The organism is Stenotrophomonas sp. Y6 (assembly GCF_022436665.1).
Lineage (GTDB): Bacteria > Pseudomonadota > Gammaproteobacteria > Xanthomonadales > Xanthomonadaceae > Stenotrophomonas > Stenotrophomonas acidaminiphila_A.
The window spans coordinates 210,734-232,973 of sequence record NZ_JAKUKB010000001.1 but is presented as its reverse complement, the minus strand read 5'-3'; the positions used below and the strand labels follow the sequence as shown (position 1 = coordinate 232,973).

19 protein-coding genes are annotated in these 22,240 nt (G+C 72.2%); 12 read left to right on the top strand and 7 right to left on the bottom strand.

Annotated elements, in window-relative coordinates:
- Positions 1–216 precede the first annotated feature (216 nt).
- The 3 genes from MKP15_RS01155 to MKP15_RS01145 all read right to left on the bottom strand — a co-directional run bounded on the left by MKP15_RS01155 (position 217) and on the right by MKP15_RS01145 (position 3,588).
- On the bottom strand, positions 217–1,500 hold the full coding sequence (locus MKP15_RS01155) for a DUF445 family protein (RefSeq protein ID WP_240211517.1): 1,284 nt from the start codon (positions 1,498–1,500) through the stop codon (positions 217–219).
- Positions 1,501–1,502: 2 nt separating this feature from the next.
- Positions 1,503–2,576 (bottom strand): DUF5671 domain-containing protein, encoded by a 1,074-nt coding sequence (locus MKP15_RS01150; RefSeq protein ID WP_240211516.1) that lies wholly within the window; start codon positions 2,574–2,576, stop codon positions 1,503–1,505.
- A gap of 142 nt (positions 2,577–2,718) precedes the next feature.
- On the bottom strand, positions 2,719–3,588 hold the full coding sequence (locus MKP15_RS01145; RefSeq protein WP_240211515.1) for a plasmid replication/partition related protein: 870 nt from the start codon (positions 3,586–3,588) through the stop codon (positions 2,719–2,721).
- 121 nt (positions 3,589–3,709) lie between these two features.
- On the opposite strand from MKP15_RS01145, the gene MKP15_RS01140 reads away from it, so the two are divergent.
- The 3 genes from MKP15_RS01140 (at position 3,710) to dapA (ending at position 5,592) form a co-directional block, all read left to right on the top strand.
- The gene (locus MKP15_RS01140) at positions 3,710–4,069 is read left to right on the top strand and encodes a DUF1304 domain-containing protein (protein WP_240211514.1); all 360 of its coding nucleotides are present in this window, start codon (positions 3,710–3,712) and stop codon (positions 4,067–4,069) included.
- Positions 4,070–4,115: 46 nt separating this feature from the next.
- Entirely contained in the window at positions 4,116–4,472 is a 357-nt protein-coding gene (locus tag MKP15_RS01135; protein ID WP_240211513.1) for a GlpM family protein, read from the top strand.
- Between the two features lie 220 nt (positions 4,473–4,692).
- The gene (dapA, locus tag MKP15_RS01130) at positions 4,693–5,592 is read left to right on the top strand and encodes a 4-hydroxy-tetrahydrodipicolinate synthase (protein ID WP_240211512.1); all 900 of its coding nucleotides are present in this window, start codon (positions 4,693–4,695) and stop codon (positions 5,590–5,592) included.
- A gap of 83 nt (positions 5,593–5,675) precedes the next feature.
- Here dapA and MKP15_RS01125 read toward each other — a convergent pair whose 3' ends face one another.
- A complete protein-coding gene (locus MKP15_RS01125) occupies positions 5,676–6,110 on the bottom strand; it encodes a PepSY domain-containing protein (protein WP_240211511.1) in 435 nt (144 codons plus the stop codon).
- A gap of 382 nt (positions 6,111–6,492) precedes the next feature.
- Here MKP15_RS01125 and MKP15_RS01120 point away from each other — a divergent pair, with 382 nt between their 5' ends.
- Positions 6,493–7,773, top strand: a complete 1,281-nt coding sequence (locus MKP15_RS01120; protein WP_240211510.1) for an MFS transporter — start codon at positions 6,493–6,495, stop codon at positions 7,771–7,773.
- A 145-nt stretch (positions 7,774–7,918) separates the two neighbouring features.
- On the opposite strand, the gene MKP15_RS01115 is transcribed toward MKP15_RS01120, so the two are convergent.
- Positions 7,919–8,380, bottom strand: coding sequence for a bacteriohemerythrin (locus MKP15_RS01115; protein WP_054664537.1), 462 nt, complete (start codon positions 8,378–8,380; stop codon positions 7,919–7,921).
- A gap of 70 nt (positions 8,381–8,450) precedes the next feature.
- Positions 8,451–9,779 (bottom strand): diguanylate cyclase, encoded by a 1,329-nt coding sequence (locus MKP15_RS01110; RefSeq protein ID WP_104938463.1) that lies wholly within the window; start codon positions 9,777–9,779, stop codon positions 8,451–8,453.
- Positions 9,780–9,937: 158 nt separating this feature from the next.
- On the opposite strand from MKP15_RS01110, the gene MKP15_RS01105 reads away from it, so the two are divergent.
- From MKP15_RS01105 to MKP15_RS01080, 6 genes are all read left to right on the top strand, one after another.
- Positions 9,938–10,603, top strand: coding sequence for a response regulator transcription factor (locus MKP15_RS01105; protein WP_104938464.1), 666 nt, complete (start codon positions 9,938–9,940; stop codon positions 10,601–10,603).
- Positions 10,590–11,987, top strand: a complete 1,398-nt coding sequence (locus tag MKP15_RS01100; protein WP_240211509.1) for a histidine kinase dimerization/phospho-acceptor domain-containing protein — start codon at positions 10,590–10,592, stop codon at positions 11,985–11,987. Before MKP15_RS01105 ends, MKP15_RS01100 begins: the two co-directional genes overlap by 14 nt.
- A gap of 237 nt (positions 11,988–12,224) precedes the next feature.
- A complete protein-coding gene (locus MKP15_RS01095; protein ID WP_240211508.1) occupies positions 12,225–13,304 on the top strand; it encodes an efflux RND transporter periplasmic adaptor subunit in 1,080 nt (359 codons plus the stop codon).
- A 4-nt stretch (positions 13,305–13,308) separates the two neighbouring features.
- Positions 13,309–16,368: a CusA/CzcA family heavy metal efflux RND transporter gene (locus MKP15_RS01090; protein WP_240211507.1), complete on the top strand. Its 3,060-nt coding sequence runs from the start codon at positions 13,309–13,311 to the stop codon at positions 16,366–16,368.
- Positions 16,368–16,670: a DUF3240 family protein gene (locus tag MKP15_RS01085; protein ID WP_240211506.1), complete on the top strand. Its 303-nt coding sequence runs from the start codon at positions 16,368–16,370 to the stop codon at positions 16,668–16,670. The genes MKP15_RS01090 and MKP15_RS01085 overlap by 1 nt, the downstream gene beginning before the upstream one ends.
- Positions 16,667–17,923: a TolC family protein gene (locus tag MKP15_RS01080; protein ID WP_240211505.1), complete on the top strand. Its 1,257-nt coding sequence runs from the start codon at positions 16,667–16,669 to the stop codon at positions 17,921–17,923. Before MKP15_RS01085 ends, MKP15_RS01080 begins: the two co-directional genes overlap by 4 nt.
- Positions 17,924–17,971: 48 nt before the next feature.
- Here MKP15_RS01080 and MKP15_RS01075 read toward each other — a convergent pair whose 3' ends face one another.
- Complete coding sequence (locus tag MKP15_RS01075) at positions 17,972–19,264, bottom strand: FAD-binding oxidoreductase (RefSeq protein WP_240211504.1); 1,293 nt, start codon at positions 19,262–19,264, stop codon at positions 17,972–17,974.
- Between the two features lie 175 nt (positions 19,265–19,439).
- Here MKP15_RS01075 and MKP15_RS01070 point away from each other — a divergent pair, with 175 nt between their 5' ends.
- Together MKP15_RS01070 and MKP15_RS01065 are read left to right on the top strand one after the other, a co-directional pair.
- Positions 19,440–20,831 carry a glutamine synthetase family protein gene (locus tag MKP15_RS01070; RefSeq protein WP_161615428.1) on the top strand — a complete coding sequence of 464 codons (1,392 nt, stop codon included), beginning with the start codon at positions 19,440–19,442 and terminating at the stop codon, positions 20,829–20,831.
- A 132-nt stretch (positions 20,832–20,963) separates the two neighbouring features.
- Positions 20,964–22,091, top strand: coding sequence for a polyamine ABC transporter substrate-binding protein (locus MKP15_RS01065; protein WP_240211503.1), 1,128 nt, complete (start codon positions 20,964–20,966; stop codon positions 22,089–22,091).
- The last annotated feature ends 149 nt before the right edge of the window (positions 22,092–22,240 follow it).

Here is a 22,240-nt window from a genome sequence, read left to right as displayed (position 1 = left end):
CTCCCGTAGCCGGCCCACATGCACGGCACGACGCAGGAAGCGTCGCGCCGCATCGGTTTGGTTGGGGGGTACACGGGGCGGGCGGCGGGGGATGCGATGCATCGCGCCGCGCAGGGCTGGGCGTACTGCCTACGTATTAACGATAACCATTCTCAATTGATCGGGCAAGCGGTTGCACGCTGCGGCCGGGCACGGGCGCAGCGGCTCGGGCCGCGATCAGAAGCGCAGCCAGACGGTCAGCGCATGCAGCAGCAGGCCGATCAGGCCGCCGACCAGGGTGCCGTTGAAGCGGATGTACTGCAGGTCGCGGCCCACGCTCAGTTCCAGTTGCTCGACCAGCTTGCGCTCGTCCCAGGCCTTGAGCGTCTGCGCGATGTGCGTGGTCACGCCGCTGCGCAGCCGCGTGGTGAGCCGCTCGGCGCCGGCCAGCATGTGCTGGTTGAGCGCGTCGCGCAGCGCCGGGTCGCGGCCGATGCTGGCGCCGAGCTTGCCGAGGTTGCGTTCCAGGTGCGCGGCCAGCACCGAATCCTCGCGCGACAGGTCATCGCGCAGCTGCTGGTGGATGCGCTGCCACAGGCCCTGCACGTAATCCTGCACGGCCGGGTGGTCGATCAGCTGCTGCTTGAGCGCGTCCACCCGCGCGGCCAGCGCGGGGTCCTCGCGCAGCCGCTGCAGGTAGCCGCCCAGCCAGCGTGCGTAGTCCTGGCGCAGCGGATGCCCGGGTTCGGACAGGATCGCCTGCAATTCGTCCAGCCCGGCGCGTGCCATGCGCCCGGCGAGCGAATCGCCGATCTCGTCGATCGGCTTGACCCAGTCCACGGTGCTGGCCAGCTTCGGCCATTCCTTGCGGATGTAGCGCACGATCAGTGCCGAGGCACGCTGGCGCACGGTCTCGCTGTCGAGCCAGCCGGCAATGCGGGTCAGGCCCTCGTCCAGCACCCGCTGGTGGCGGTCGTCGGCGGTCAGCAGGCCGAGCAGGTCGCCGGCGGTGGCCGCGGCGTTCCACTGCCGCAGCTGTTCGACCACGAAGCCCTGGATGGCCCGGCGCACGGCCGATTCGTCCAGCAGGTCCAGTGCCTGCAGCGCCCAGCCGCGGGCCATGCCGGCCAGCATCCGCGCCTGCGGCGGCTGCGCCAGCCATTGGCCCAGGCGGGTGGCCGGGTCGAACACCCTGAGCTTGGCCAGCAGGGCCTCGGGCTCGAGGAAGTGGTCGCGCACGAACAGCGCCAGGCTGTCGGCGATGCGCGCCTTGCTGCGCGGAATGATGGCGGTATGCGGGATGGGCAGGTTCAGCGGGCGCCGGAACAGCGCCACCACCGCGAACCAGTCGGCCAACGCGCCGACCATGGCCGCCTCGCAGAACGCGCCCACCCACGCCCAGGCGCCGTGTTCGCCGTTGAGGTGGCTGAGCACGAAGCCGGCCAGCATTGCCAGCAGCATCGCCAGCGCGTACAGCTTGAGCCGGCGCAACTGGGCGCGGCGCGGATCGGCCGGCGCCACGCTCAATCCTTGTCACCCGCGCTGCGGCGGAAGCAGTGCGCACCGGCCGGGTGCGCCCATTGCCCGGCCTGCGGCAGGCGCCAGCGCGCGCGGCGCTGGCCGCTGTCGGTGGCGAAGTCCGCGCACAGTTCGTAGTGGCTGTCGTCGATGCGGCGGTAGCGGTAATCCGCGCCGCCGGCCGGATCGCGCCGCGGCAGGTTGACGCCCGGCTGTGCGGCCAGCGCATCCATGTCCGGCGGCAGCGCGTCGTGTTCGCCGCGCCATGCGACGATGGCCGACTCCAGGGTCTGCAGATCGCCGATGCGGGCTTCGTCCAGCCGCAGCTGCCGCTGCTGCATCGGCGAATCCATGGTCCATACACCGGCAGCGACCGCCAGGACCGTGGCGATGCCGGTCGCCCACAGCACGCCGCGACCGGAGCCGGCGTGGCCGCCGTCGGCGACCTCTTCGCGGCGCAGGTCGCGCAGGTAGTGGCCGAATACGGTGCCGGCGATGGCCGCCACCACCGCGACCTTGAGTACGAAACGCAGGCTCAGTTCGCCGCCGAGCAGGTTGAACACCAGCGTGGTCAGGTCGCCGATGAGCACGCTGGCGGCGACGAACAGGGTCAGGTAGGTCAGCCAGCGGCGGACCGGCGACAGCCGCTTGATCGGATTGCGCGCCACGTCGTGGGCAAGGTGGCGGGCGAGCAGGGCGAACACCGGGAAGGCGATGACCAGCGCCGAGATCGACCAGCGGATCGAACCGGTAAGCCGCGCCACCTGCCACTGCGCGTCGGCCGGGTCGGGCAGGGCGTGTTCGAGCAGGGCGAACAGCAGGCTGCCCAGGTTCCAGGCGAAGAAATACAGGGTGCTGAACAGCACCAGGTAGAGGAACGCTTCGCGCGCCGACAGCGAAGCGCGCGGGCGCGGCACTGGCAGCGCGAAGTCCACCTCGGCCCAGCCGTCGAGCACGCCGCGTATCTGTTCGGCGCTCCAGCCGGCGGCGAGCAGCGCCTGCCGCACCTGTTCGCGGTCATGGCCGCGCATCAAGGCGTCGCGGACGAACTGTTCCAGTTCCGGGGATGCCGAGGCCATGGCCGACTCCTGTGGGGACGGGCGCATGGTGACCGCCCGGCCGGCCGTCTTGCAATCGCGCGGGGTCGTGCGCGCAGGACCGGCGCGCGCCGCCTGCGCCCTGGCGGCAGTGCGCGGTGCGCCGGGACGCGGCCGGTCAGGCCTACGCGGCGTCCGCCGGCGCGGCACCGGCCAGGCGCGCGCGCAGTGCCTCGAGCTCCATGCGCAGCGCCTGGTTCTCGGCCGTCAGCGAGGCCACGCGCTGGCGCAGCGCTTCCACTTCGCCGGCGTCGCCACTGGCCTGCGCGGGCAGGTCCTGTGGCGGCTGCGCGGCGTCCTCCGCCGCCGGTCGCGGCTTGCGGCGCGACTCGCGCACCCGCCGCGCGGCTTCCTTCAGCTGGCTCTTGCCGCCCTGCGCGGCCGCGCGCTGTTCCTCCTCCGGCAGGCTGGCGACCACCGCCGCGGCGCTGAGCGAGATCTCGCCGGCCTTCACCGCCTCGATCACCTCCTGCGCGGCCTGCGCGCTGATCTTCTCGATCAGCGTCACCTGGCTGGCGCTGAGCTTGGCTTCGCGGGCGAGTTCGGCCCTGGACAGCTTCGGCGCCGGCTCCCACGGCGGCAGGTCGGCATCGGCCGGGCCGTCGGTGGCCGCCGCCAGCGGCGCCTCGCCCTCGCTCTCGCGGCGCAGCTGTTCCTGCTCGGCGCGGTGCCGGGCCTCGACGATCGCGCGCTTGCGCAGGGCCAGCACGCCGCGCTGGAAATCGGACACGCTGCGCCGCCCCAGGTGCTGCTCGATCATCCACAGGTGCACGTCCTGCATCGACTGGAAGCGGGTGTTCTGCACCGTCTGGAACGGGATGCCGTGCTTGCGGCAGATGCCGTAGCGGTTGTGGCCGTCGACCAGCACGTTGCCCCACAGCACCAGCGCGTCGCGGCAGCCCTCGGCCAGCAGGCTGCGCTCCAGCGCGTCATGCTCGTCCGCGGTCAGCGGATCGATGTAGGCCTTGAGTTCTTCGTTGACGATGATGTCCATGCGCATGCCGGTGGAACAGGGGGGCGGCATTGTAAGTGAGGCCGGGGACGCCGCGGCCGCCGTGCTTGCCGGCCTGCGGCAAGTCGCGCATGCTCGCCTGCCGCGACTGGACGAGGCGGTCATGCTGCTCATTGCCGATATCGCGACCGCCCTGGTCGCGCTGATCCATGCCGGCATCCTTGTGCTGGAAATGTTCCTGTGGACGCGGCCGGCGGGGCGCAGGGCCTTTGGCCTGAGCCGTGAGTTCGCCGAACAGACGCGGGTGCTGGCGGCGAACCAGGGGCTCTACAACGGCTTCCTGGCCGCGGGCCTGGTCTACGCCCTGGCGCTGGACGCGGCCGGATACGGCGTGCGCACGTTCTTCCTGGCCTGCGTGCTGGTGGCCGGCCTGTATGGCGCCGCCACCGCCAGCCGCGCCATCCTGTTCGTGCAGGCGCTGCCGGCCGCCGTCGCGCTGGCGCTGGTGCTGGCGGCCCGCTAGTCCACGCCGCACGCAGCCGCTCCCCTCGAAACGCAACGCGCCGCTCATGATTCCCCTGTTCCTGAAATCCCTGCTGGGCGCGCTGGCGGTACTGGCCATCGCGCTGCTGGCCAGGTCGAAGAGCTTCTTCATCGCCGGCCTGGTGCCGCTGTTCCCGACGTTCGCGCTGATCGCGCACTACATCGTCGGCAGCCAGCGCACCGGTGCCGACCTGCAGAAGACCGCCCTGTTCGGGCTGTGGTCGCTGTTTCCCTATGCCGGCTACCTGGTGGTGGTCTACTTCGGCAGCGTGCGCTGGCCGCTGGCGGTCACGCTGGGCGTGGCCACCGCGGTATGGGTGCTCCTGGCGCTGGCGATGATCGTGCTGTGGGCGCGGCTGCATCCGGCGGTGGCGGGCGCCTGAGCCTCCCGCTGCCGTGCGTGGTCGCCGTGTCCGCCGAGCCGGTCGCCGCGGCGGGCGACGGCGCGCGCTGGCCAACGGCGGTACCTGCCGGGGCGGGAGTGCCCGCGCGATCTGGTTGGGGTTGAAACCAACGTGCGCGGCATCGGACGGACAGGGCCGCGTGCCCGGCTTCACGATTAGAATCGACGGTTCCTTCTCCCCGACGCCCCCGGATACCGCGATGACCTCCTCCCACGTCCCCCTGCGCGGCAGCATCGTCGCGCTCGTCACGCCCATGCACGAAGACGGCAGCGTGGATTACCCGGCGCTGCGCCGGCTGGTGGACTGGCACGTGGCCGAGGGCACCGACTGCATCGGCGTGGTCGGCACCACCGGCGAGTCGCCGACGGTCACCGTGGAAGAGCATTGCGAGATCATCCGCGTGGCGGTGGAGCAGGCGGCCGGGCGGGTGCCGGTGATGGCCGGCTGCGGCGGCAATTCCACCGCCGAGGCCATCGCGCTGGCGCAGTACGCGCGCCAGGTCGGCGCCGACAGCCAGCTGCAGGTGGTGCCGTACTACAACAAGCCGGGGCAGGAAGGGCAGTACCGCCATTTCCGCGCCATCGCCGAGGCCACCGGTGACCTGCCGATCGTGCTCTACAACGTGCCCGGCCGCAGTGTCGCCGACCTGCAGCACGACACCGTGCTGCGGCTGGCGCAGGTGCCGGGGGTGATCGGCATCAAGGAAGCCACCGGCAACCTGGAGCGCGCGCAGTGGCTGATCCGCGACGTGCCGGACGGGTTCGCGGTGTACTCCGGCGACGATGCCACCGCGGTGGCGCTGATGCTGTGCGGTGGGCATGGCAACGTGAGCGTGACCGCCAACGTGGCGCCACGGCTGATGCACGAGCTCTGCGTGGCCGCGCTGGCCGGGCAGGTGCCGGCGGCGATGGCGATCCAGCGGCGGCTGCTGCCGCTGCACCGGCAGCTGTTCGTCGAGGCCAACCCGATCCCGGTGAAGTGGGCGATGCAGCGGCTGGGCCTGTGCGGCGGCACCCTGCGCCTGCCGATGACCGAACTGGAGTCGGGCAACCAGCCGCGGGTGGAAGCGGCGCTACGCGAGGCCGGCGTGCTGGCCTGACGCGATCCAGGCACGCCGCGGGCCCGTCGCCTGGGCCGGCCCGCGGCGGCCACCGCTGCATCATGCGCCCGGCATGGCGGCGGTCAGTCCTTTTCCAGTGCGATCACTTCACCCGTCGCCGGATCCAGCCGCACCTTCACCTTCTCGCCCGCGGCGGTCGTGCCCTTGGCGTGCCACAGGCCATCGTCGAGCTTGACGTCATGCACCCCGCTGTAACCGGCGGTGGCCAGCTGGGCGCGGATATCGGCCTCGCCCAGCGGCGACACCGCCTTGTCCGGGTACACCTTGCCGGTACGCGGATCCAGGCGCACATCCACGTGCTTGCCGTTGGCGCTGGTGGCATCGGCCTTCCACATGCCGTCCTTGAACTCCAGGTCCTTGACCTTGGTATAGCCCTGCGCCTCCAGCTGCGCGCGTACCTGCGGCGCGGTGAGCGCGTCCTGCGCGTGGGCGGCGCCGGACCCGGCCAGCGCCAGCGCGGCGGCGAGGAGGGCGGTCTGTAGCGGTCGATCGTTCATGGCTGCTCCTGTCGTTTCGGCGCGTCGATATGCGCACGGCCGAACCTAGCCGAGCGCCCGTGTACGCGACCGTGAACCGGCAGCGTGGCGCGGCTTGCCGCTGCGCCGCGGTTAACCGCGGTGGAGGGCGCGCCAAGGCCGCGTTCAATTCCCGTTGCGGGGACGTCGCGCGGGCGTGAACACACGCCGCCGTGGCCGGGCCCGGGGCAACGTGCCGGCGGGCCGCGGTGGGTCGCTTCGCGCAGCGCCCGGCAGCGTGCCGGTCAGGCCAGGACGGGGCGATGCAGGGGGCGGTGGACGCGCTGGCGTGTCGCCGCCGGCGGCCGGCAGTGGCTGCCCGCGGCGTGGCAGACTGCGCGGACATCTCCCCGCCCTGGCGCCCATGCCCTCGATCGCGACTCCCGCCAATTCCCCGCGCCGCGTGCTCGCCGCCAGCCTGGTCGGCACCACCATCGAGTTCTTCGATTTCTACATCTATGCCACCGCGGCGGTGCTGGTGTTTCCCACGCTGTTCTTTCCCGAGAGCAGCGCCAATGCGGCGCTGCTGCAGTCGCTGGCGACCTTCGCGGTGGCGTTCATCGCGCGGCCGGTGGGCTCGGCACTGTTCGGCCACTACGGCGACCGCATCGGGCGCAAGGCCACGCTGGTGGCGGCGCTGCTGACCATGGGCCTGTCCACGGTCGCCATCGGCCTGTTGCCCACCCATGCCGATATCGGCCTGCTGGCGCCGGCGCTGCTGGCGCTGTGCCGCTTCGGCCAGGGCCTGGGCCTGGGCGGCGAATGGGGCGGGGCGGTGCTGCTGGCCACCGAGAACGCGCCGCCGGGCAAGCGCGCCTGGTACGGCATGTTCCCGCAACTGGGCGCGCCGCTGGGCTTCCTGATGTCGGCCTGCATCTTCCTGCTGCTGGGCCGGCTGCTGGACGATGCCGCGTTCCTGGCCTGGGGCTGGCGCGTGCCGTTCCTGGCCAGCGCGCTGCTGGTGATCGTCGGCCTGTGGGTGCGCCTGAACATCCACGAGACCCCGGATTTCCGCCGCGCGGTCGCGCACGGGCAGCGGGTGCGGCTGCCGATGCGCGAGGTGGTCGCCGGCCATGGCTTCGCGCTGGTGGCCGGGACCCTGGCGGCGTTCGCGACCTTCGTGCTGTTCTACCTGATGACGGTGTTCACCCTGGGCTACGGCACCTCGGCGCTGGGCTATACGCGCGAGCAGTTCCTGCTGCTGCAGATGGTCGGCATCCTGTTTTTCGCCGCGGGCATCCCGCTGGCGGCGCTGCACGGCGACCGCCACGGCACGATCCGCACGATGCTGTGGGCGACCCTGGCGATCTTCGTGTTCGGGCTGCTGTTCCAGCCGCTGTTCCAGGCCGCGCACCCGTGGCAGGTGCTGGGCTTCCTGTCGCTGGGGCTGTTCCTGATGGGCCTGACCTACGGCCCCTGCGGCACCATGCTGGCCAGCCTGTATCCGGTGCAGGTGCGTTATACCGGCGCCTCGCTGTCGTTCAACCTGGCCGGCATCCTCGGCGCCGCGCCGGCGCCCTACGCGGCGACCTGGCTGGCCGGGAAGTTCGGGGTCGGTGCGGTCGGCGGCTACCTGTGCGCCACCGCGCTGGCCACCGCGCTGGCGTTATGGGCGATCCAGCGCCGCGCCGCGCCGCGGCGCTGATCCTTGCCGCGCGTGGCGGGCAAGGGGGGCCGCCATCCCTGGCGGCCATCGGCCGTTCATGGCCGGGTGCCGGGCATCGCTCCCGGCGGTTCCATGGTGCACGAGCCGCCATGCGCCGCGCGGCGCCGGCAGGCGCCCGCTGCGCTCAGCGGAACAGGCGCTTGAGCGTGCGCCCGAGCCAGCCGCCTTCCTCATGTTCGCGGGCGAACTTGTTGAGGTGGCGCTTGACGTGCTCGGCGTAGGCCTTGTCGTCGCCGCGGATGTGGTTGAACAGCCAGCGCGAGAGCATGTTGCGCAGGTCGTCGGTGATGTCCTCGCCCGACTCGAAACGCATGCGGTACTCGGAGACGCGCTTGATGAACACCTCGTGCACGCGCTTGTGCGCGGCGCAGAACGGGTAGCCCGCCTCCTCCATGAGCTCTTCCTCGAAGGCGAAGTGCGACAGGGTGTAGTCGATCAATTCGTCGATCACCTCGCCCACGGCGACGCGCTCCATGCTCTTCTGGGTCACGTGCAGGTGGTTGAGCATCTCCACGATGCGCATGTGCTGGTGGTCGATGACCTCCACGCCCGTGTTGAGATCGTCCTGCCAGACCAAAAGTGCCACCGCCGCTTCTCCAAGTAGATGCTGTCGGGCGCACTCTAGGCAGGGCGGCGGCGCGCCGCGTTGATCTGGATCAAAGCACGCAGGCGGTTTCGTCCAGGGTAATGCCGTGCACCCGGTTGCGGCCGCCGGCCTTGGCCAGGTAGAGCTGGCGGTCGGCCTCGGCGATCAGCGCGTGCAGCGTGCAGCTGTGCGCCGGCATGCGGCACACGCCGATGCTCACGGTCATGCGCAGCGTGCTGCCGCCGAGGGTCAGCTCCAGCGCGGCCACGGCCGCGCGCAGCTGTTCGAAATGGCGCGCGCAGGCGTCCTCGTCCTCCACGGTGACCAGCAGGCAGAACTCCTCGCCGCCGAAACGGGCGCTCAGGTCCTGCGGCCGGGTGTGGGCGTGCAGGACCCCGGCCACCGCGCGCAGCGCCTGGTCGCCGGCCTCGTGGCCGAGGCTGTCGTTGATGTGCTTGAAATGGTCGATGTCGACCATCGCCACCGCCACGCTGCCGGCATCGGCGGCGCGCCGCTCCAGCTGGCGCTGGCTGCGCTCCAGGAAGCTGCGGCGGTTGGGCAGGCCGGTGAGGAAGTCGCGGGTGGCCAGGTCCTGCAGGGTGCCGATCAGCTCCAGCTGGTCGACGTTCTGCGACACCCGGCAGAAGAACTCCTCGCGCGAGAAGGGTTTGCGCAGGAAGTCGTTGGCGCCGTTCTTCAGGAAGCGCGGGATCAGCGACGGGTCGGAGTTGCCGGAGATGCCGATCACCGCCACCCGGTCGCGCGCGCGCAGGGCGCGCAGCCGGCGGGTCAGCTCGACCCCGTCCATCCCCGGCATTTCCTGGTCGACGATGGCCAGGCGGATCGCCGGGTCCGCTTCCAGCGCCTGCAGCGCGGCCGGGCCGTCGCCGGCCTGGGCGACGCGGTAGCCGTACATGGCCAGCAGCGAGGCGGCGTAGCCGCGCGCCGACGGCGAGTCGTCCACCACCAGCGCCGAGATGCGGCGGTTGCGCTCCAGCCGCTGCACCAGCCACACCAGGTAATCCAGGCTGCCGGGCGTGTTCTTCAGGACGTAATCGATGATGTCCTGCTGCAGCACCCGCCGGCGCAGGTCTTCGTCGTAGACGCTGCTGACCACGATGGTCGGCAGCCCGCGTTCGACGAAGTAGGCCACCACGCCGTCGCGGTCGCCGTCGGCAAGCACCAGCCCGGTCAGCACCAGGAACCAGTCGTCCTCGGCGTCGAGCAGGGCGCCGGCCTCGGCCAGCGAGGACGCCACGCTCACCGGCAGCTCCAGGCGCTGTTCGATGGCCTCGCGCAGCATCGTGGTGAAGGTGCGCGAGTTCTCGACCAGCAGGATGCGCTGGGGCAGCGGGGTGATCGGTCGGCTGTCGAAGCCGGCCGGCGGCGACACTGTCATGGGTGGGGGAATCCGGTGGCGGGTCGTCGCAAGCAGTTAGCGGCCGGCGTGCGGCGGACTTTAGCCCGGCGCCGGCGACGGCGGCATGACAGGCCCGCGGTGCATTGGCCGGACGGACAGGGCATGATGCCGCGGTCTCCGGTGATGTCGTCTGCCCCATGCGGTTGTTGCTTGTCGAGGATTCCACCGCCCTGCGCGAGAGCCTGGCCATCGCCCTGGCCGCGGAGGGCCACGCGGTCGACGCCGCCGCCGATGGCAGCCAGGCGCTGGGGTTCCTGGCGCATTACGACTATGACCTGATGGTGCTGGACCTGGCGCTGCCGGGCATCGACGGGCTGGGGGTGCTCGACGGCCTGCGCGCGCAGCGGCGCGCCACCCGCGTGCTGGTACTGTCCGCGCGCGACCAGGTCAGCGACCGGGTCGAGGCGCTCAACCGCGGCGCCGACGACTACCTGGTCAAGCCCTTCGCCATCGACGAACTGCTGGCGCGGCTGAAGGCGCTGGCGCGGCGCCGCTTCGACGACGCGTCGCCGCGGCTGGTCGCCGGCGCGCTGAGCGTGGATACCGCGACCTGCCTGGTGACCGGTCCGCACGGGGCGATCGCGTTGTCGCCCAAGGAGTACGCGCTGCTGGAACTGCTGCTGCGCGAGCGCGGCCGCGTGCATACCCGCGGCGGCCTGTTCGAGCGGCTGTATGCCGGCAGCAGCACCGCCTCGGACAAGGTGATCGAGGTACTGGTCAGCACCCTGCGGGCCAAGCTCGCGCGTGCCGGCGTCGACGGCCTGATCGAGACCCGCCGCGGGTTCGGCTATGTGGTCGTCTGAGCGGCGCTGGCTGAGGTCGATCCGGCGGCGCCTGATCGTGGCGCTGGTCGGCGGGCTGGGCAGCCTGCTGGTGGTGCTGTTCCTGCTGCTGGACCAGGTGCTGGACCACCACCTGTACGCGCGGCTGGACGCGCAGCTGCTCGACCGCGCGCGCGCGGTCGGCGCCATGCTTGCCAGCGGCACCCCGGTGGATGCGCTGATGCCCGAGTTCCGCGAGCACGGGCATACCGATTTCTACACCATCTGGGACCGCACCGGCGCGGTGCTCGCGCGCTCGTCTTCCAGCGGCGCGCAGGCACTGGCGCGCCCGCCGCGGATGCCCGCCGCCGAGCCGCTGTACTACGACCTGGTGCTTCCCGACGGCCACCGCGGCCGCGCGGTGGCGCAGCCGGTGGTCCCGGGCCCGGCCGGCGACCCGCGCGCGGCGCTGCTCACCGTCGCCATCGAACGCACCGACGTGGACCTGCTGGAACGGCGCATCCACCTGTCGCTGCTGCTGGTCAGCCTGCTGGCGGCGCTGGGCGCGGCGGCGCTGGCGATCGTGGTGGTCAACCGTGGCCTGCGGCCGTTGCTGCGGCTGGGCAGGCGGGTGGGGACGCTGTCGCCGGACGCGGCGCAGGTGCCGCTGCTCGACGCGCGCCTGCCGTCGGAACTGGCGCCGTTGGCCGCGGCGCTGGACAGCGCGTTCGGCCGCCTCTATGAGGCGCTGGACCGCGAACGCCGGTTCGCGCGCGATGCCGCCCACGAGCTGCGCACGCCGCTGGCCGAGATCCGCACCAGCGCCGAGCTGGCGCTGCGCGGTGGCGACCCCGGCCGCGCGGCGGCGGCGCTGGCCATATCGCTGGCGGCGGTGGAGCGCATGCAGCGCAGCGTCGATGGCCTGCTGGCGTTGTCGCGCTACGAGTCCGGCCAGGCCGAGCCGCAGCCGGAGCCGCTGGACCTGCGCGCGCTGCTCGAGCAGCAGCGCCAGGTCCTGGCGCGGGCCACGTCCGCGGGCGCGCGCATCCAGCTCGATGGCGCGGTGGAATGGTGGACGTCGAGCGACGTCGCGCTGCTCGAGCGCATCGTCGCCAACCTGCTGCAGAACGCCGCCGAGTACGCCCCGCCCGGCAGCCGCATCGTGGCCGGGGTGCGGGTGCTGGCGGAGGGCGCCTGGCTCGAGGTCCGCAATCCCGCGCCCGATCTGCACGACAGCGACCTGCCGCGGCTGGGCGAGCGCTTCTGGCGCAAGCGCCCGGAGCATGCGCCCGACACCCATGGCGGCCTCGGCCTGGCCCTGGCGCGGACCTTGGCGCGGATACTCGCGCTGGACCTGCAGTTCCGCCTTGAAGCGGGCGAACTGGTCGCCCGCCTGGGCCCGTTCCCGGCGCTGCCGGAGGCCTGACCGCGGTCGCCACCGCCGTGCTGGTGCGACCCAGCACGGCAGCCACTGGCCCGGTGCGCTCGCAACCGGCGTGCGTGGGGGCGGTGCCAACGTGTGCACGCACGCCGCCGGCGGCAACCCGCCGGACGCCGGCAGCGGGACGCAAACGCAACTGCTTCGCACTCGAGCGCCTTAAGCGTTTCCAAAGCCGCGCCCGGCAGACTCCCGGCACCCCGTACCCCACGTCGAGGTTGTTCGATGTCCTGCCGTCCCCGTTTCCTTCCGGCGCTGCCGTTCGGCGTGGCGTTGCTGCTGGCCAGTTGCACCGCGGTGGCTGCCGCGCCGGCGGCGATCCGCCTGCCGGCCGAGCAGGCGCGCGCGCTGGGCGTGCGCAACGCGGCGGCGGTCGCGGCCACCGGCATTTCGCTGGAACACCTGCCGGCGACGGTGGAGCCTGCGCTGGAGCGCAGCGCGGTGGTGACCGCGCCGTACGCCGGTACGGTGACCCGGGTGCTGGCAGTCGAGGGCAGCCAGGTCGCCGCCGGTGCGCCGCTGGCGCGGGTGCAGAGCCGCGAACGGATGATGCTCGAGGCCGACGCCGGGCGCGCGGCCAGCGAAGCACGCCTGGCGGCGCGGCAGGCGCGGCGCGATGCCGAGCTGCTGGCCGAGGGCATCGTGCCCGCCGCGCGTGCCGAGAGCAGCCGCGCGCTGCAGGAGCAGACCGGGGCCACCCAGGCGCAGTTCGCGCGGGCGCTGGCGCTGGCGCCGGCGGCCAGGGGCGGGCTGCCGGGCGAATACGAACTGCGCGCGCCGCTGGCCGGGCGCGTGCTCGAGCGCAAGGTGGCGCCGGGGCAGGCGCTGGAGGCCATGGCCGCCGCGTTCGTGGTGGCCGATACCGCGCAGCTGGACGTGGCCATCCGTGCGCCGGCGGCAGCACGCATGCGCCTGGCGGCCGGGCAGGTGGCGCGCATCGACGGCACCGACGCGCGCGGCCGGATCACCGCCGTGGGCAGCGCGGTCGATGGCGCCAGCCAGACCGTGCCGGTGCGCGCGCGCTTCGCGGCCGCCAGCGCACTGGTGCCGGGCCAGCCGGTGGCGGTGACGCTGGAACTGCCGGCACCGCAGGGAGCGCTGGCGCTGCCGCGCGGTGCGTTGGCACGGGTGGGCCGCGACAGCGTGGTGTTCGCCGCCACGCAGGGCGGCTACCGGGTGGTGACCGTCGAAGTGCTGGGCGAATCGGCGACGCAGGTGGTGGTGCGCGGGCCGCTCGCGGCCGGTAGCGCGGTGGCGGTGGCCGGTACCAGCGCATTGAAGGCGCTGCTGGCGGCCGGGGAGTAAGCCAATGCTCGGACGCCTGGTCGAATTCTCCCTGACCCAGCGGGTGCTGGTGCTGGTGGCCGCCGCGGGGCTGGCGCTGGCCGGCGCGCTGGCGTTCCTGGAACTGCCGGTGGATGCCTACCCGGACATCGCGCCGACCCAGGTCAAGCTGATCCTGAAGGCGCCGGGGATGACCCCGGAGGAAGTGGAGAGCCGCGTCGTCGCGCCGCTGGAGCTGGAGCTGCTCGGCCTGCCCAACGGCACCATGCTGCGCTCCACCGCCAAGTACGCCATCGCCGACATCACCCTGGACTTTGCCGAAGGCACCGACATCTACTGGGCGCGGCAGCAGGTCGCCGAGCGCTTCGGCAACGTTGCGCTGCCGGACGGGGTCGGCGGCGGGCTGGCGCCGATCGCCACGCCGCTGTCCGATCTTTTCATGTTCACCATCGAGGGCGGCGACCTGCCGCTGGCCGAGCGCCGCGCGCTGCTGGACTGGGTGATCCGCCCGGCGCTGCGCACCATCCCCGGCGTGGCCGACGTGAACGCGCTCGGCGGCGAGGTGAGCAGCTACGTGGTGGTGCCCGACCGCGCCGCGCTGTCGGTCGCCGGCCTGCATTTCCGCGACCTGGCCGACGCGCTGGAGCGCAACAACCGCAACGACGGCTCCGGCCGCCTCGGCGACGGCGAGGAAGCGCTGGTGGTCCGCGCCGAGGGCGCGGTGCGCGGGCTGGAGGACCTGCGCAATATCGTGTTGCGGGTGCAGGACGGCATCCCCCTGCGGGTCGGCGATGTGGCCCAGGTGCGCATGGCCGGAATGACCCGCTATGGCGCGGTCACCCGCGACGGCCAGGGCGAGGCGGTGCAGGGCATCGTGGTCGGCCTGCGCGGCGCCGATGCCGGCGCGGTGGTCGGCGCGGTGCGCGCGCGCCTGGCCGAACTGGCGCCGCAATTGCCGGCCGGGGTGCGGGTGGAGCCGTTCTACGACCGCAGCGCGCTGATCGACCGCGCGGTCGGCACCGTGACCAAGGCCCTGCTCGAGGCCACCGTGCTGGTGGTGGTGCTGCTGCTGCTGTTCCTGGGCGAGCTGCGCGCGGCGCTGGTGGTGGCGCTGACCCTGCCGTTCGCGGCGCTGCTCACCTTCCTGATGATGCGCGCGTTCGGCATGAGCGCGAACCTGATGAGCCTGGGCGGGCTGGCGATCGCCATCGGCATGCTGGTCGATGCGGCGGTGGTGGTGGTGGAGAACACCGTCAGCCGGCTCGATCCGGCTGCGTCCGGCGCGGGCCTGCCGCGCCTGCACCGGGTGTTTGCGGCGGTGCGCGAAGTGGCCGCGCCGGTGGCATCGGGCATTCTCATCATCTGCCTGGTGTTCCTGCCGCTGCTGGCGCTGGAAGGCCTGGAGGGCAAGCTGTTCGGCCCGGTGGCGCTGACCATCGTGTTCGCGCTGGCCGGCTCGCTGCTGCTGTCGCTGACGGTGATCCCGGTGCTGGCGTCGCTGCTGTTGCGCGAACGCGCCCACGCGGAGCCGTGGCTGATGCGCAGGCTCGATGCCCTGTACATGCCGCTGCTCGACGGTGCGCTGGCGCGGCCGCGGCGCGTGGCGATCGGCGCCGGCGCGGCCTTGCTGCTGGGCGTGGCGGCGTGGTTCGGGGTCGGCAAGACCTTCCTGCCGACCATGGACGAGGGCGACCTGCTGGTGCAGCTGGCCAAACTGCCGTCGATCGGCATCGAAAGCAGCGTCGAACAGGACCTGGCGGTGGAACGGGCGCTGAAGGCACGGGTGCCGGAGATCCTGCACGTGATCGCGCGGGTGGGCTCGGACGAACTGGGCCTGGACCCGATGGGCCTGAACGAGAGCGACGTGTTCCTGGAGCTCAAGCCCAAGGCGCAGTGGCGCAGGCCGGACAAGGAATGGCTGGCCGACCAGATCCGCACCGTGCTGGAGGATTTCCCCGGCATCGACTACGGCTTCACCCAGCCGATCGAGATGCGGGTCAGCGAGATGCTCACCGGCAGCCGTGGCGACGTCGCGGTCAAGGTGTTCGGGCCGGAGCTGGCCACCGTCAACCAGCTCGGCACGCGCATCGCGCAGGTGCTGCAGGACGTGGCCGGCGCGCAGGACGTGCTGGCGCAGACCGCCGAGGGCGTGGAATACCTGCGCCTGCAGATCGATGCCCAGGCCGCTGGCCGCGCCGGCCTGGCCGTGGCCGACGTGCAGGACGAACTGCGCGCGCAGATCGAAGGCCTGCCGGCCGGCACGGTGATCGCACCAGACCGGCGCATCCCGGTGCTGGTGCGCGGGGATGCCGGCGTGCAGCAGGATCCGGCGCGCTTCGAACGGCTGCTGCTGGCGCGCGGCGATGGCGCCGGCGAGGTGCCGTTGTCGGCGCTGGCGCAGATCGAGCGCAGCACCGGCCCGGTGGCGGTGCGCCGCGAGAACGGCTCGCGCTTCGCCCTGGTGCAGGCCAACGTCGACGGCCGCGACCTGGTCGGCTTCGTCGAGGAGGCGCGTGCCCGGGTCGCCGGCGAGGTGCCGTTGCCCGAAGGCTACCGCATCGTCTGGGGCGGCCAGTTCGAAAACCAGCAGCGCGCCGCCGCGCGCCTGGGCATGGTGGTGCCGGTGGCCATCGGTCTGATCTTCCTGGTGCTGTTCTCCACCTTCGGTTCGATGCGGCAGGCGCTGCTGGTGCTGGGCAACGTGCCGTTCGCGATGGTCGGCGGCGTGCTCGCGCTGTGGCTGACCGGCCAATACCTGTCGGTGCCGGCCTCGATCGGCTTCATCGCCCTGCTCGGCATCGCGGTGCTCAACGGGCTGGTGCTGGTCGAGCACTTCAACCAGTTGTCCGCCACCGGCATGGCCATGGCGAGCGTGGTGCGCGAAGGCGCGCGGCGGCGCCTGCGCCCGGTGCTGATGACCGCCAGCATCACCGGCCTGGGGCTGGTGCCACTGCTGTTCGCCAGCGGCCCCGGCTCGGAGATCCAGCGCCCGCTGGCGATCGTGGTGATCGGCGGGCTGGTCAGTTCGACCGCACTGACGCTGTTGCTGCTGCCGGTCCTGTTCCGCCGCTTCGGAGCCCGTTGATGGAACTGCGTCGCCTGAACCTGGTTTTCTCCCCCGTACTGGAGGACGCGGTGATCGCCGCGCTGCTCGACATGCCCGACCTGCCCGGTTTCACCACGCTGCACGGCGAAGGCCATGGCAGCAGCTTCGATACCGCCAGCGTGCGCGAGCGCGTACGTGGCCGCGTCGCCCGCGACCTGGCCTGGCTGGTGCTGCCGGCCGAGCGCGTGGACGAGGTGCTGGACGCACTGCGCCAGCGCCTGCCCGGTGCCGACATCCGTTGGTGGAGCGAGATCGTCGAACGTTTCGGGAGGCTGGCATGAAGCCGCTGCGGCTGACCCTGGCGCTGGCCGCGTGGCTGGCCGCCCCCGGCCTGGCGCTGGCCGCGCCCGATGCCGCCTACCTGCCGCCCGAGCCGCTGGTCCTGCAGGCCATCGCCGTGCACCCGGACGTGCAGGCGGCCGCTGCGCGCGCCAGCCGCGCCGAGGCCGAGGCGCGCGGGCTGGCCGCCGGGCCGCACGAACCCACCCTGAGCCTGATGTCGCAGCAGCGGCGCGTGCAGGGCGGCCTGGACTACCGCGAATACGAAGCCCAGCTCAGCCGCGGCGTGCGGCTGCCGGGCAAGGCACGGCTGGACCGCGAGATCGGCCGGCTGGGGCGCGAGGTCGCCGGCCTGCAACTGGCCGACGCCGAGCACCAGGCCGCGCGCCTGCTGCTGGCGCAATGGATGGAATGGTTGCGGGCCGAAGCCGGGGTGGCCCAGGCGCAGGCGCAGCTGGCGCTGGTGCAGCGCGACCGCGATGCCATCGCCCGCCGCGTCGCTGCCGGCGATGCCGCCCGGCGCGACCTCGACAGCGCGCAGGCCGCGGCGGCGCAGGTCCGCGCGCAGGCGACCGCGGCGGCGGCGCGCTGCGAGGCCGCGCGCATCGCCCTGCGCACCACGTTCCCCTCGATCCCGCTGCCCGAACGTGCGCCGGCGCTGCCCGAGCCGGTCGCCGACGACACCGGCGCGCAACGCCACATCGACCACATCGTCAGCCGCAGCCACGAAATCGGCGCCGCCGAGCGCGAGGCCGAACGGCTGCAGCGCGCGGCCCTGCGCGCCCGCGCCGAGCGCCGCCCGGATCCCAGCGTGGGCCTGCGCTGGCTGGACGAGCGCGGCGGCGAGGAACGCTCGCTCGGCGTGGTGGTCAGCATTCCGTTCGGCGGCGCGCTGCGTTCGGCCAATGCCGATGCGCAACGCGCCAGTGCCGCGGCCGGCAGCGCCGTGGCCGAGGGCATGCGCCGGCTGATCCAGCGCGAGGCCGAGCAGACCGTGCGCCAGGCCGATGCCGCCTGGCGGCTGTGGCGCGACAGCTGGCAGGCGCTGGAGGCGGTGCGCGCCAGCACCGGCAAGGTCCGCCGCGCCTATGCGCTGGGCGAAGCCGGGATCGCCGAACTGATCGCCGCGCAGCGCCAGGAACAGGACAGCGCGCTGGCCGAGGCCGAGGCCCGTGCCAATGCACTGGAGGCGGCCCTGCTCATCCGCGTCGACGCGCACGAGCTGTGGCACGACGCCGGGGACAACGACGCCTGAGCGCAGCGCCGGGCGCGGGACACGGCCCGGCCGCACGCGGCCGGCGGTTCACCACAGCAGGTCGCGCAGCTTGTACCAGGCCATCGCCGCCACCAGCAGCGGGCGGCGCAGCGCGCTGCCGCCGGGAAAGCGGTGGTGCGCGATCCGTTCGAATACGTCCAGCCGCTGGGCCTGGCCGGCGATGGCCTCGGCGATGACATCGCCGGCCAGGCCGCTGCTGGCCACGCCGTGGCCGGAAAAGCCTTGCGCGAAATAGATGTTCGGCCCGAGCCGGCCCCAGTGCGGGGCGCGGTTGCGGGTGATGTCGATGTAGCCGCCCCAGACGTACTCCAGCTCCACGTCGGCCAGCTGCGGGAACACCGCGCGCATGCGCCGGGTCATCACCCCGCGCAGGCCCGGCGGCGGCAGCGCCGAATAGCTGGCCTGGCCGCCGAACAGCAGCCGGTGGTCGCGGCTGAGGCGGAAATAGTCCAGCGCCCAGTTCACGTCGGCCACGGCCATGTCGTTGCCGATCAGCGCACGCGCGCGTTCGGCGCCGAGCGGCGTGGTCGCGCCGATGTAGGTGCCGACCGGCATCATCCGGGTCTCCAGTTCCGGGGCGATGCCCTGCAGCCAGGCGTTGCCGGCCAGCACCACGAAGTCGGCCTCGAGCCTGCCCTGCGCGGTGTGCAGGACCGGGCGCGCGCCACGTTGCAGGCGCTGCACCGGCGAATGTTCGTGCAGCGTGGCACCGGCCGCCTCGGCCGCGCGCGCCAGCCCCTGCGCATACGCCAGCGGGTGCAGGTGGCCGCTGCCCGGGTCGTACAGCGCGCCGCGGTAGCGGTCGCTGGCCAGCACCTGGCGCAACTGCGCGCGGTCCCACCATTGCAGCGGGTAATCGTAGCGCCGCGCCAGGGTGTCCATGTCCGCGCGCAGCGCCCGTTCCTGGCGGCGGCGGATCGGCACGCTGGCATGGCCATCGCGCCAGTCGCAGTCGATGCCGTGGCGCGCGATGCGCTGCCTGAGCCGGTGCAGGCCGTCGCGCGAGAATTCGAACAGCAGCCGCGCATCGCGCTCGCCGAGCAGCGATTCCAGCGTCTGCGCGTCGCAGCCGTAGCCCACCAGCGCCTGCCCGCCATTGCGGCCGGAGGCGCCCCAGCCGACCCGCTCGGCCTCCAGGACGCTCACCCGGTAACCCTTTTCGGCCAGCGCCAGGGCGGCGGTCAGCCCGGTGTAGCCGGCGCCCAGTACCGCCACGTCGGCGCGCGCGTGGCCACGCAGCGGCGCGCGCGGCGCCAGCGGCGGCAGGCTCGCCGCATACCAGCTGGGCGGATAGTCGGGCCGGGCGGCGGCGTCGGGCATCGGGCGCATCGAAGCGGGCGGGCAGTGCAGTCTACGTGTCCGGGCTGCCCCGGGCACGGTGGCGGGCGGTTGCCTAAACGCCGGGGCGGCAGTAGCGTGCCAGCACGCCTGTCCACCGGGGCAGGGCCTGCATACCGGTGGCGGGCGCCTGTCATGCCACCGAAGCCGAACCGTCATGAGCTCCCGTCCCCGTTCCCGCCCCCGCAAGCCCGCCGCCGTGCAGGAAGACAGCACCCTGCTGCGCTGGCTCAAGCAGCGCAACATCACCGAGGTCGAATGCCTGGTGCCGGACATCACCGGCAATGCGCGCGGCAAGATCATCCCGGCCGACAAGTTCTCGCACGACTACGGCACGCGCCTGCCCGAGGGCATCTTCGCCACCACCGTCACCGGCGACTCGCCCGACGACTACTACGAACTGGTGGCGCCGGCCGATTCGGACATGGTGCTGCGCCCGGACCCGGACACGGTACGCATGGTGCCGTGGGCGACCGACCCGACCGCGCAGGTCATCCATGACTGCTACACCCGCAGCGGGCAGCCGCACGAGCTGGCGCCGCGCAACGTGCTGCGGCGGGTGCTGGCCGCCTACGAGGAACTGGGGCTCAAGCCGATCGTCGCGCCCGAAGTGGAGTTCTTCCTGGTGCAGAAGAACACCGACCCGGACTTCCCGCTGCTGCCGCCGGCCGGCCGCTCCGGGCGCCCGGAAACCGCGCGCCAGTCGTATTCGATCGACGCGGTCAACGAGTTCGACCCGATCCTCGACCTGATGTACGACTACTGCGACGCGATGCAGCTGGACGTGGACACGCTGATCCACGAATCCGGCGCGGCGCAGCTGGAGGTGAACTTCACCCACGCCGACGCCATGGCGCTGGCCGACCAGGTGTTCCTGTTCAAGCGCACCATGCGCGAGGCGGCGCTGCGCCACGGGGTGTACGCCACCTTCCTGGCCAAGCCGATGGAGAACGAGCCGGGCAGCGCCATGCACATCCACCAGAGCCTGCTGCGCACCCGTGACGGCGCCAACGTGTTCGCCGGTGAAGGCGAGGGCGAGTACAGCGCGCTGTTCATGCAGTACCTGGCCGGGCTGCAGAAGTACGTGCCGATGGCGATGGCGTTCTTCGCCCCGAACGTGAACTCCTACCGCCGCCTGGTGTTCGGCGAGGTGTCGCCGAGCAACGTGGAGTGGGGCTTCGACAACCGCACCTGCGGGCTGCGGGTGCCGATCGACAGCCTGGAGAACAGCCGCGTGGAAAGCCGCTTCGCCGGCTCCGACGCCAACCCCTACCTGGCGATCGCCGCGACCCTGGCCTGCGGCCTGCTCGGCATCCGCGAGAAGCTCACCCCGACCGCGCCGGTGGCCGGCAATGCCAAGGCGCCGGGCTATGCACTGCCGCGCTCGCTGGGCGAGGCGCTGGACGGGCTGGAAGGCTGCGCGCCGCTGCAGGCGCTGCTCGGCCCCCGCTTCTGCCGGGCCTATGTGTCGGTCAAGCGCAAGGAATACGAGACCTTCTTCCGCGTCATCAGCTCCTGGGAGCGCGAATTCCTGCTGCTCAACGTGTGAACGCGCGGCGGCCGCAGCCGGCGCTCCGGGGTGAAGGCCGGGGCGGGCGGCGTCGCCCCGGCCGGTGCTTCGTGGGACAATGGCCGGCCACGCCGGTTCAGCCGGCCCCTCCCGGATCACACTGGAGAACCCATGAATCTGCGCATCCTGACCGCTGGCGTCGCCCTGTCCCTGCTTGCCGCCTGTGGTGGCAAGGAGCAGGGCGCCCCGACCGCCGACGCTGGCGGCGAGGCCAAGGTCCTCAACGTCTACAACTACTCGGATTACATCGCCGAGGACACCATCCCGAACTTCGAGAAGGCGACCGGCATCAAGGTCACCTACGACGTGTTCGACAGCGACGAGATGGTCGAGACCAAGCTGCTGACCGGCGACAGCGGCTACGACATCGTGGTGCCGACGCTGAACTTCTTCGGCCGCCAGATCCAGGCCGGCGTGTTCCTGCCGCTGGACAAGAGCAAGATCCCGAACCTGGCCAACCTCGACCCGGAGGTGATGGTGCGCATCGCCGGCCAGGACCCGGAAAACAAGTACGGCGTGCCGTACATGATGGGCACCACCGGCATCGGCTACAACGTGGCCAAGCTCAAGGAGCGCTTCGGCGGCAGCACCGACATCGCTGGCAGCTGGGACCTGGTGTTCAAGCCGGAGAACATCGCCAGGATGAAGGATTGCGGGGTCACCCTTCTCGACACCCCGGCGGACATGATCCCGATCGCGCTGCACTACCTGGGCCAGGACCCGCACAGCACCGACCCGGCCACCATCCAGAAGGCCGCGGACCTGCTCAAGAGCATCCGCCCGTACGTGCAGAACTTCCACTCCAGCCAGTACGTCGGTTCGCTGGCCAATGGCAGCACCTGCCTGGTGGTGGGCTGGTCGGGCGACATCATCCAGGCCCGCGACCGCGCCGAGGAGGCCGGCAACGACGTGGAAGTGGCCTATTCGATCCCGAAGGAGGGCGCGCCGCAGTGGTTCGACATGCTGGCCATCCCGAAGGACGCCAAGCACCCGCAGAACGCCTATGCGTTCATCAACTACCTGCTCGAGCCGCAGGTGGCCGCCAACAACACCAACGTCACCCACTACGCCAACCCGGTGAAGCCGGCCACGCCGCTGGTGGACGCGGCGATCCGCGAGGACCGCACCATCTATCCGCCGCAGGACGTGGCGGCGAAGATGTTCACCTACGCGATCAATCCACCGGAAGTGGACAAGCTCTATACCCGGCTCTGGACCGAGATCAAGACCGGGCGCTGAACCACGCATTCGCTTAGTTCCCCAAGGTTTGCAAGGCAAACCCTGGGCCCCGGCGCATCTTCATCCACATCCCCCGCGCCTATGGCGCGCCCCCCTTGGACTCCAAGGGGGGCTTCTCCTTCGGCCGGCATTTCTGGCGCGCCACCCGG

Excerpts from the sequence above, each read along its gene's own strand:
- MKP15_RS01150 (WP_240211516.1), bottom strand. The coding sequence starts at position 2,576 with ATGGCCTCGGCATCCCCGGAACTGGAACAGTTCGTCCGCGACGCCTTG.
- MKP15_RS01145 (WP_240211515.1), bottom strand. The coding sequence starts at position 3,588 with ATGGACATCATCGTCAACGAAGAACTCAAGGCCTACATCGATCCGCTG.
- MKP15_RS01140 (WP_240211514.1), top strand. The coding sequence starts at position 3,710 with ATGCTGCTCATTGCCGATATCGCGACCGCCCTGGTCGCGCTGATCCAT.
- MKP15_RS01135 (WP_240211513.1), top strand. The coding sequence starts at position 4,116 with ATGATTCCCCTGTTCCTGAAATCCCTGCTGGGCGCGCTGGCGGTACTG.
- dapA (WP_240211512.1), top strand. The coding sequence starts at position 4,693 with ATGACCTCCTCCCACGTCCCCCTGCGCGGCAGCATCGTCGCGCTCGTC.
- MKP15_RS01125 (WP_240211511.1), bottom strand. The coding sequence starts at position 6,110 with ATGAACGATCGACCGCTACAGACCGCCCTCCTCGCCGCCGCGCTGGCG.
- MKP15_RS01120 (WP_240211510.1), top strand. The coding sequence starts at position 6,493 with ATGCCCTCGATCGCGACTCCCGCCAATTCCCCGCGCCGCGTGCTCGCC.
- MKP15_RS01110 (WP_104938463.1), bottom strand. The coding sequence starts at position 9,779 with ATGACAGTGTCGCCGCCGGCCGGCTTCGACAGCCGACCGATCACCCCG.
- MKP15_RS01105 (WP_104938464.1), top strand. The coding sequence starts at position 9,938 with ATGCGGTTGTTGCTTGTCGAGGATTCCACCGCCCTGCGCGAGAGCCTG.
- MKP15_RS01100 (WP_240211509.1), top strand. The coding sequence starts at position 10,590 with ATGTGGTCGTCTGAGCGGCGCTGGCTGAGGTCGATCCGGCGGCGCCTG.
- MKP15_RS01095 (WP_240211508.1), top strand. The coding sequence starts at position 12,225 with ATGTCCTGCCGTCCCCGTTTCCTTCCGGCGCTGCCGTTCGGCGTGGCG.
- MKP15_RS01090 (WP_240211507.1), top strand. The coding sequence starts at position 13,309 with ATGCTCGGACGCCTGGTCGAATTCTCCCTGACCCAGCGGGTGCTGGTG.
- MKP15_RS01085 (WP_240211506.1), top strand. The coding sequence starts at position 16,368 with ATGGAACTGCGTCGCCTGAACCTGGTTTTCTCCCCCGTACTGGAGGAC.
- MKP15_RS01080 (WP_240211505.1), top strand. The coding sequence starts at position 16,667 with ATGAAGCCGCTGCGGCTGACCCTGGCGCTGGCCGCGTGGCTGGCCGCC.
- MKP15_RS01075 (WP_240211504.1), bottom strand. The coding sequence starts at position 19,264 with ATGCCCGACGCCGCCGCCCGGCCCGACTATCCGCCCAGCTGGTATGCG.
- MKP15_RS01070 (WP_161615428.1), top strand. The coding sequence starts at position 19,440 with ATGAGCTCCCGTCCCCGTTCCCGCCCCCGCAAGCCCGCCGCCGTGCAG.
- MKP15_RS01065 (WP_240211503.1), top strand. The coding sequence starts at position 20,964 with ATGAATCTGCGCATCCTGACCGCTGGCGTCGCCCTGTCCCTGCTTGCC.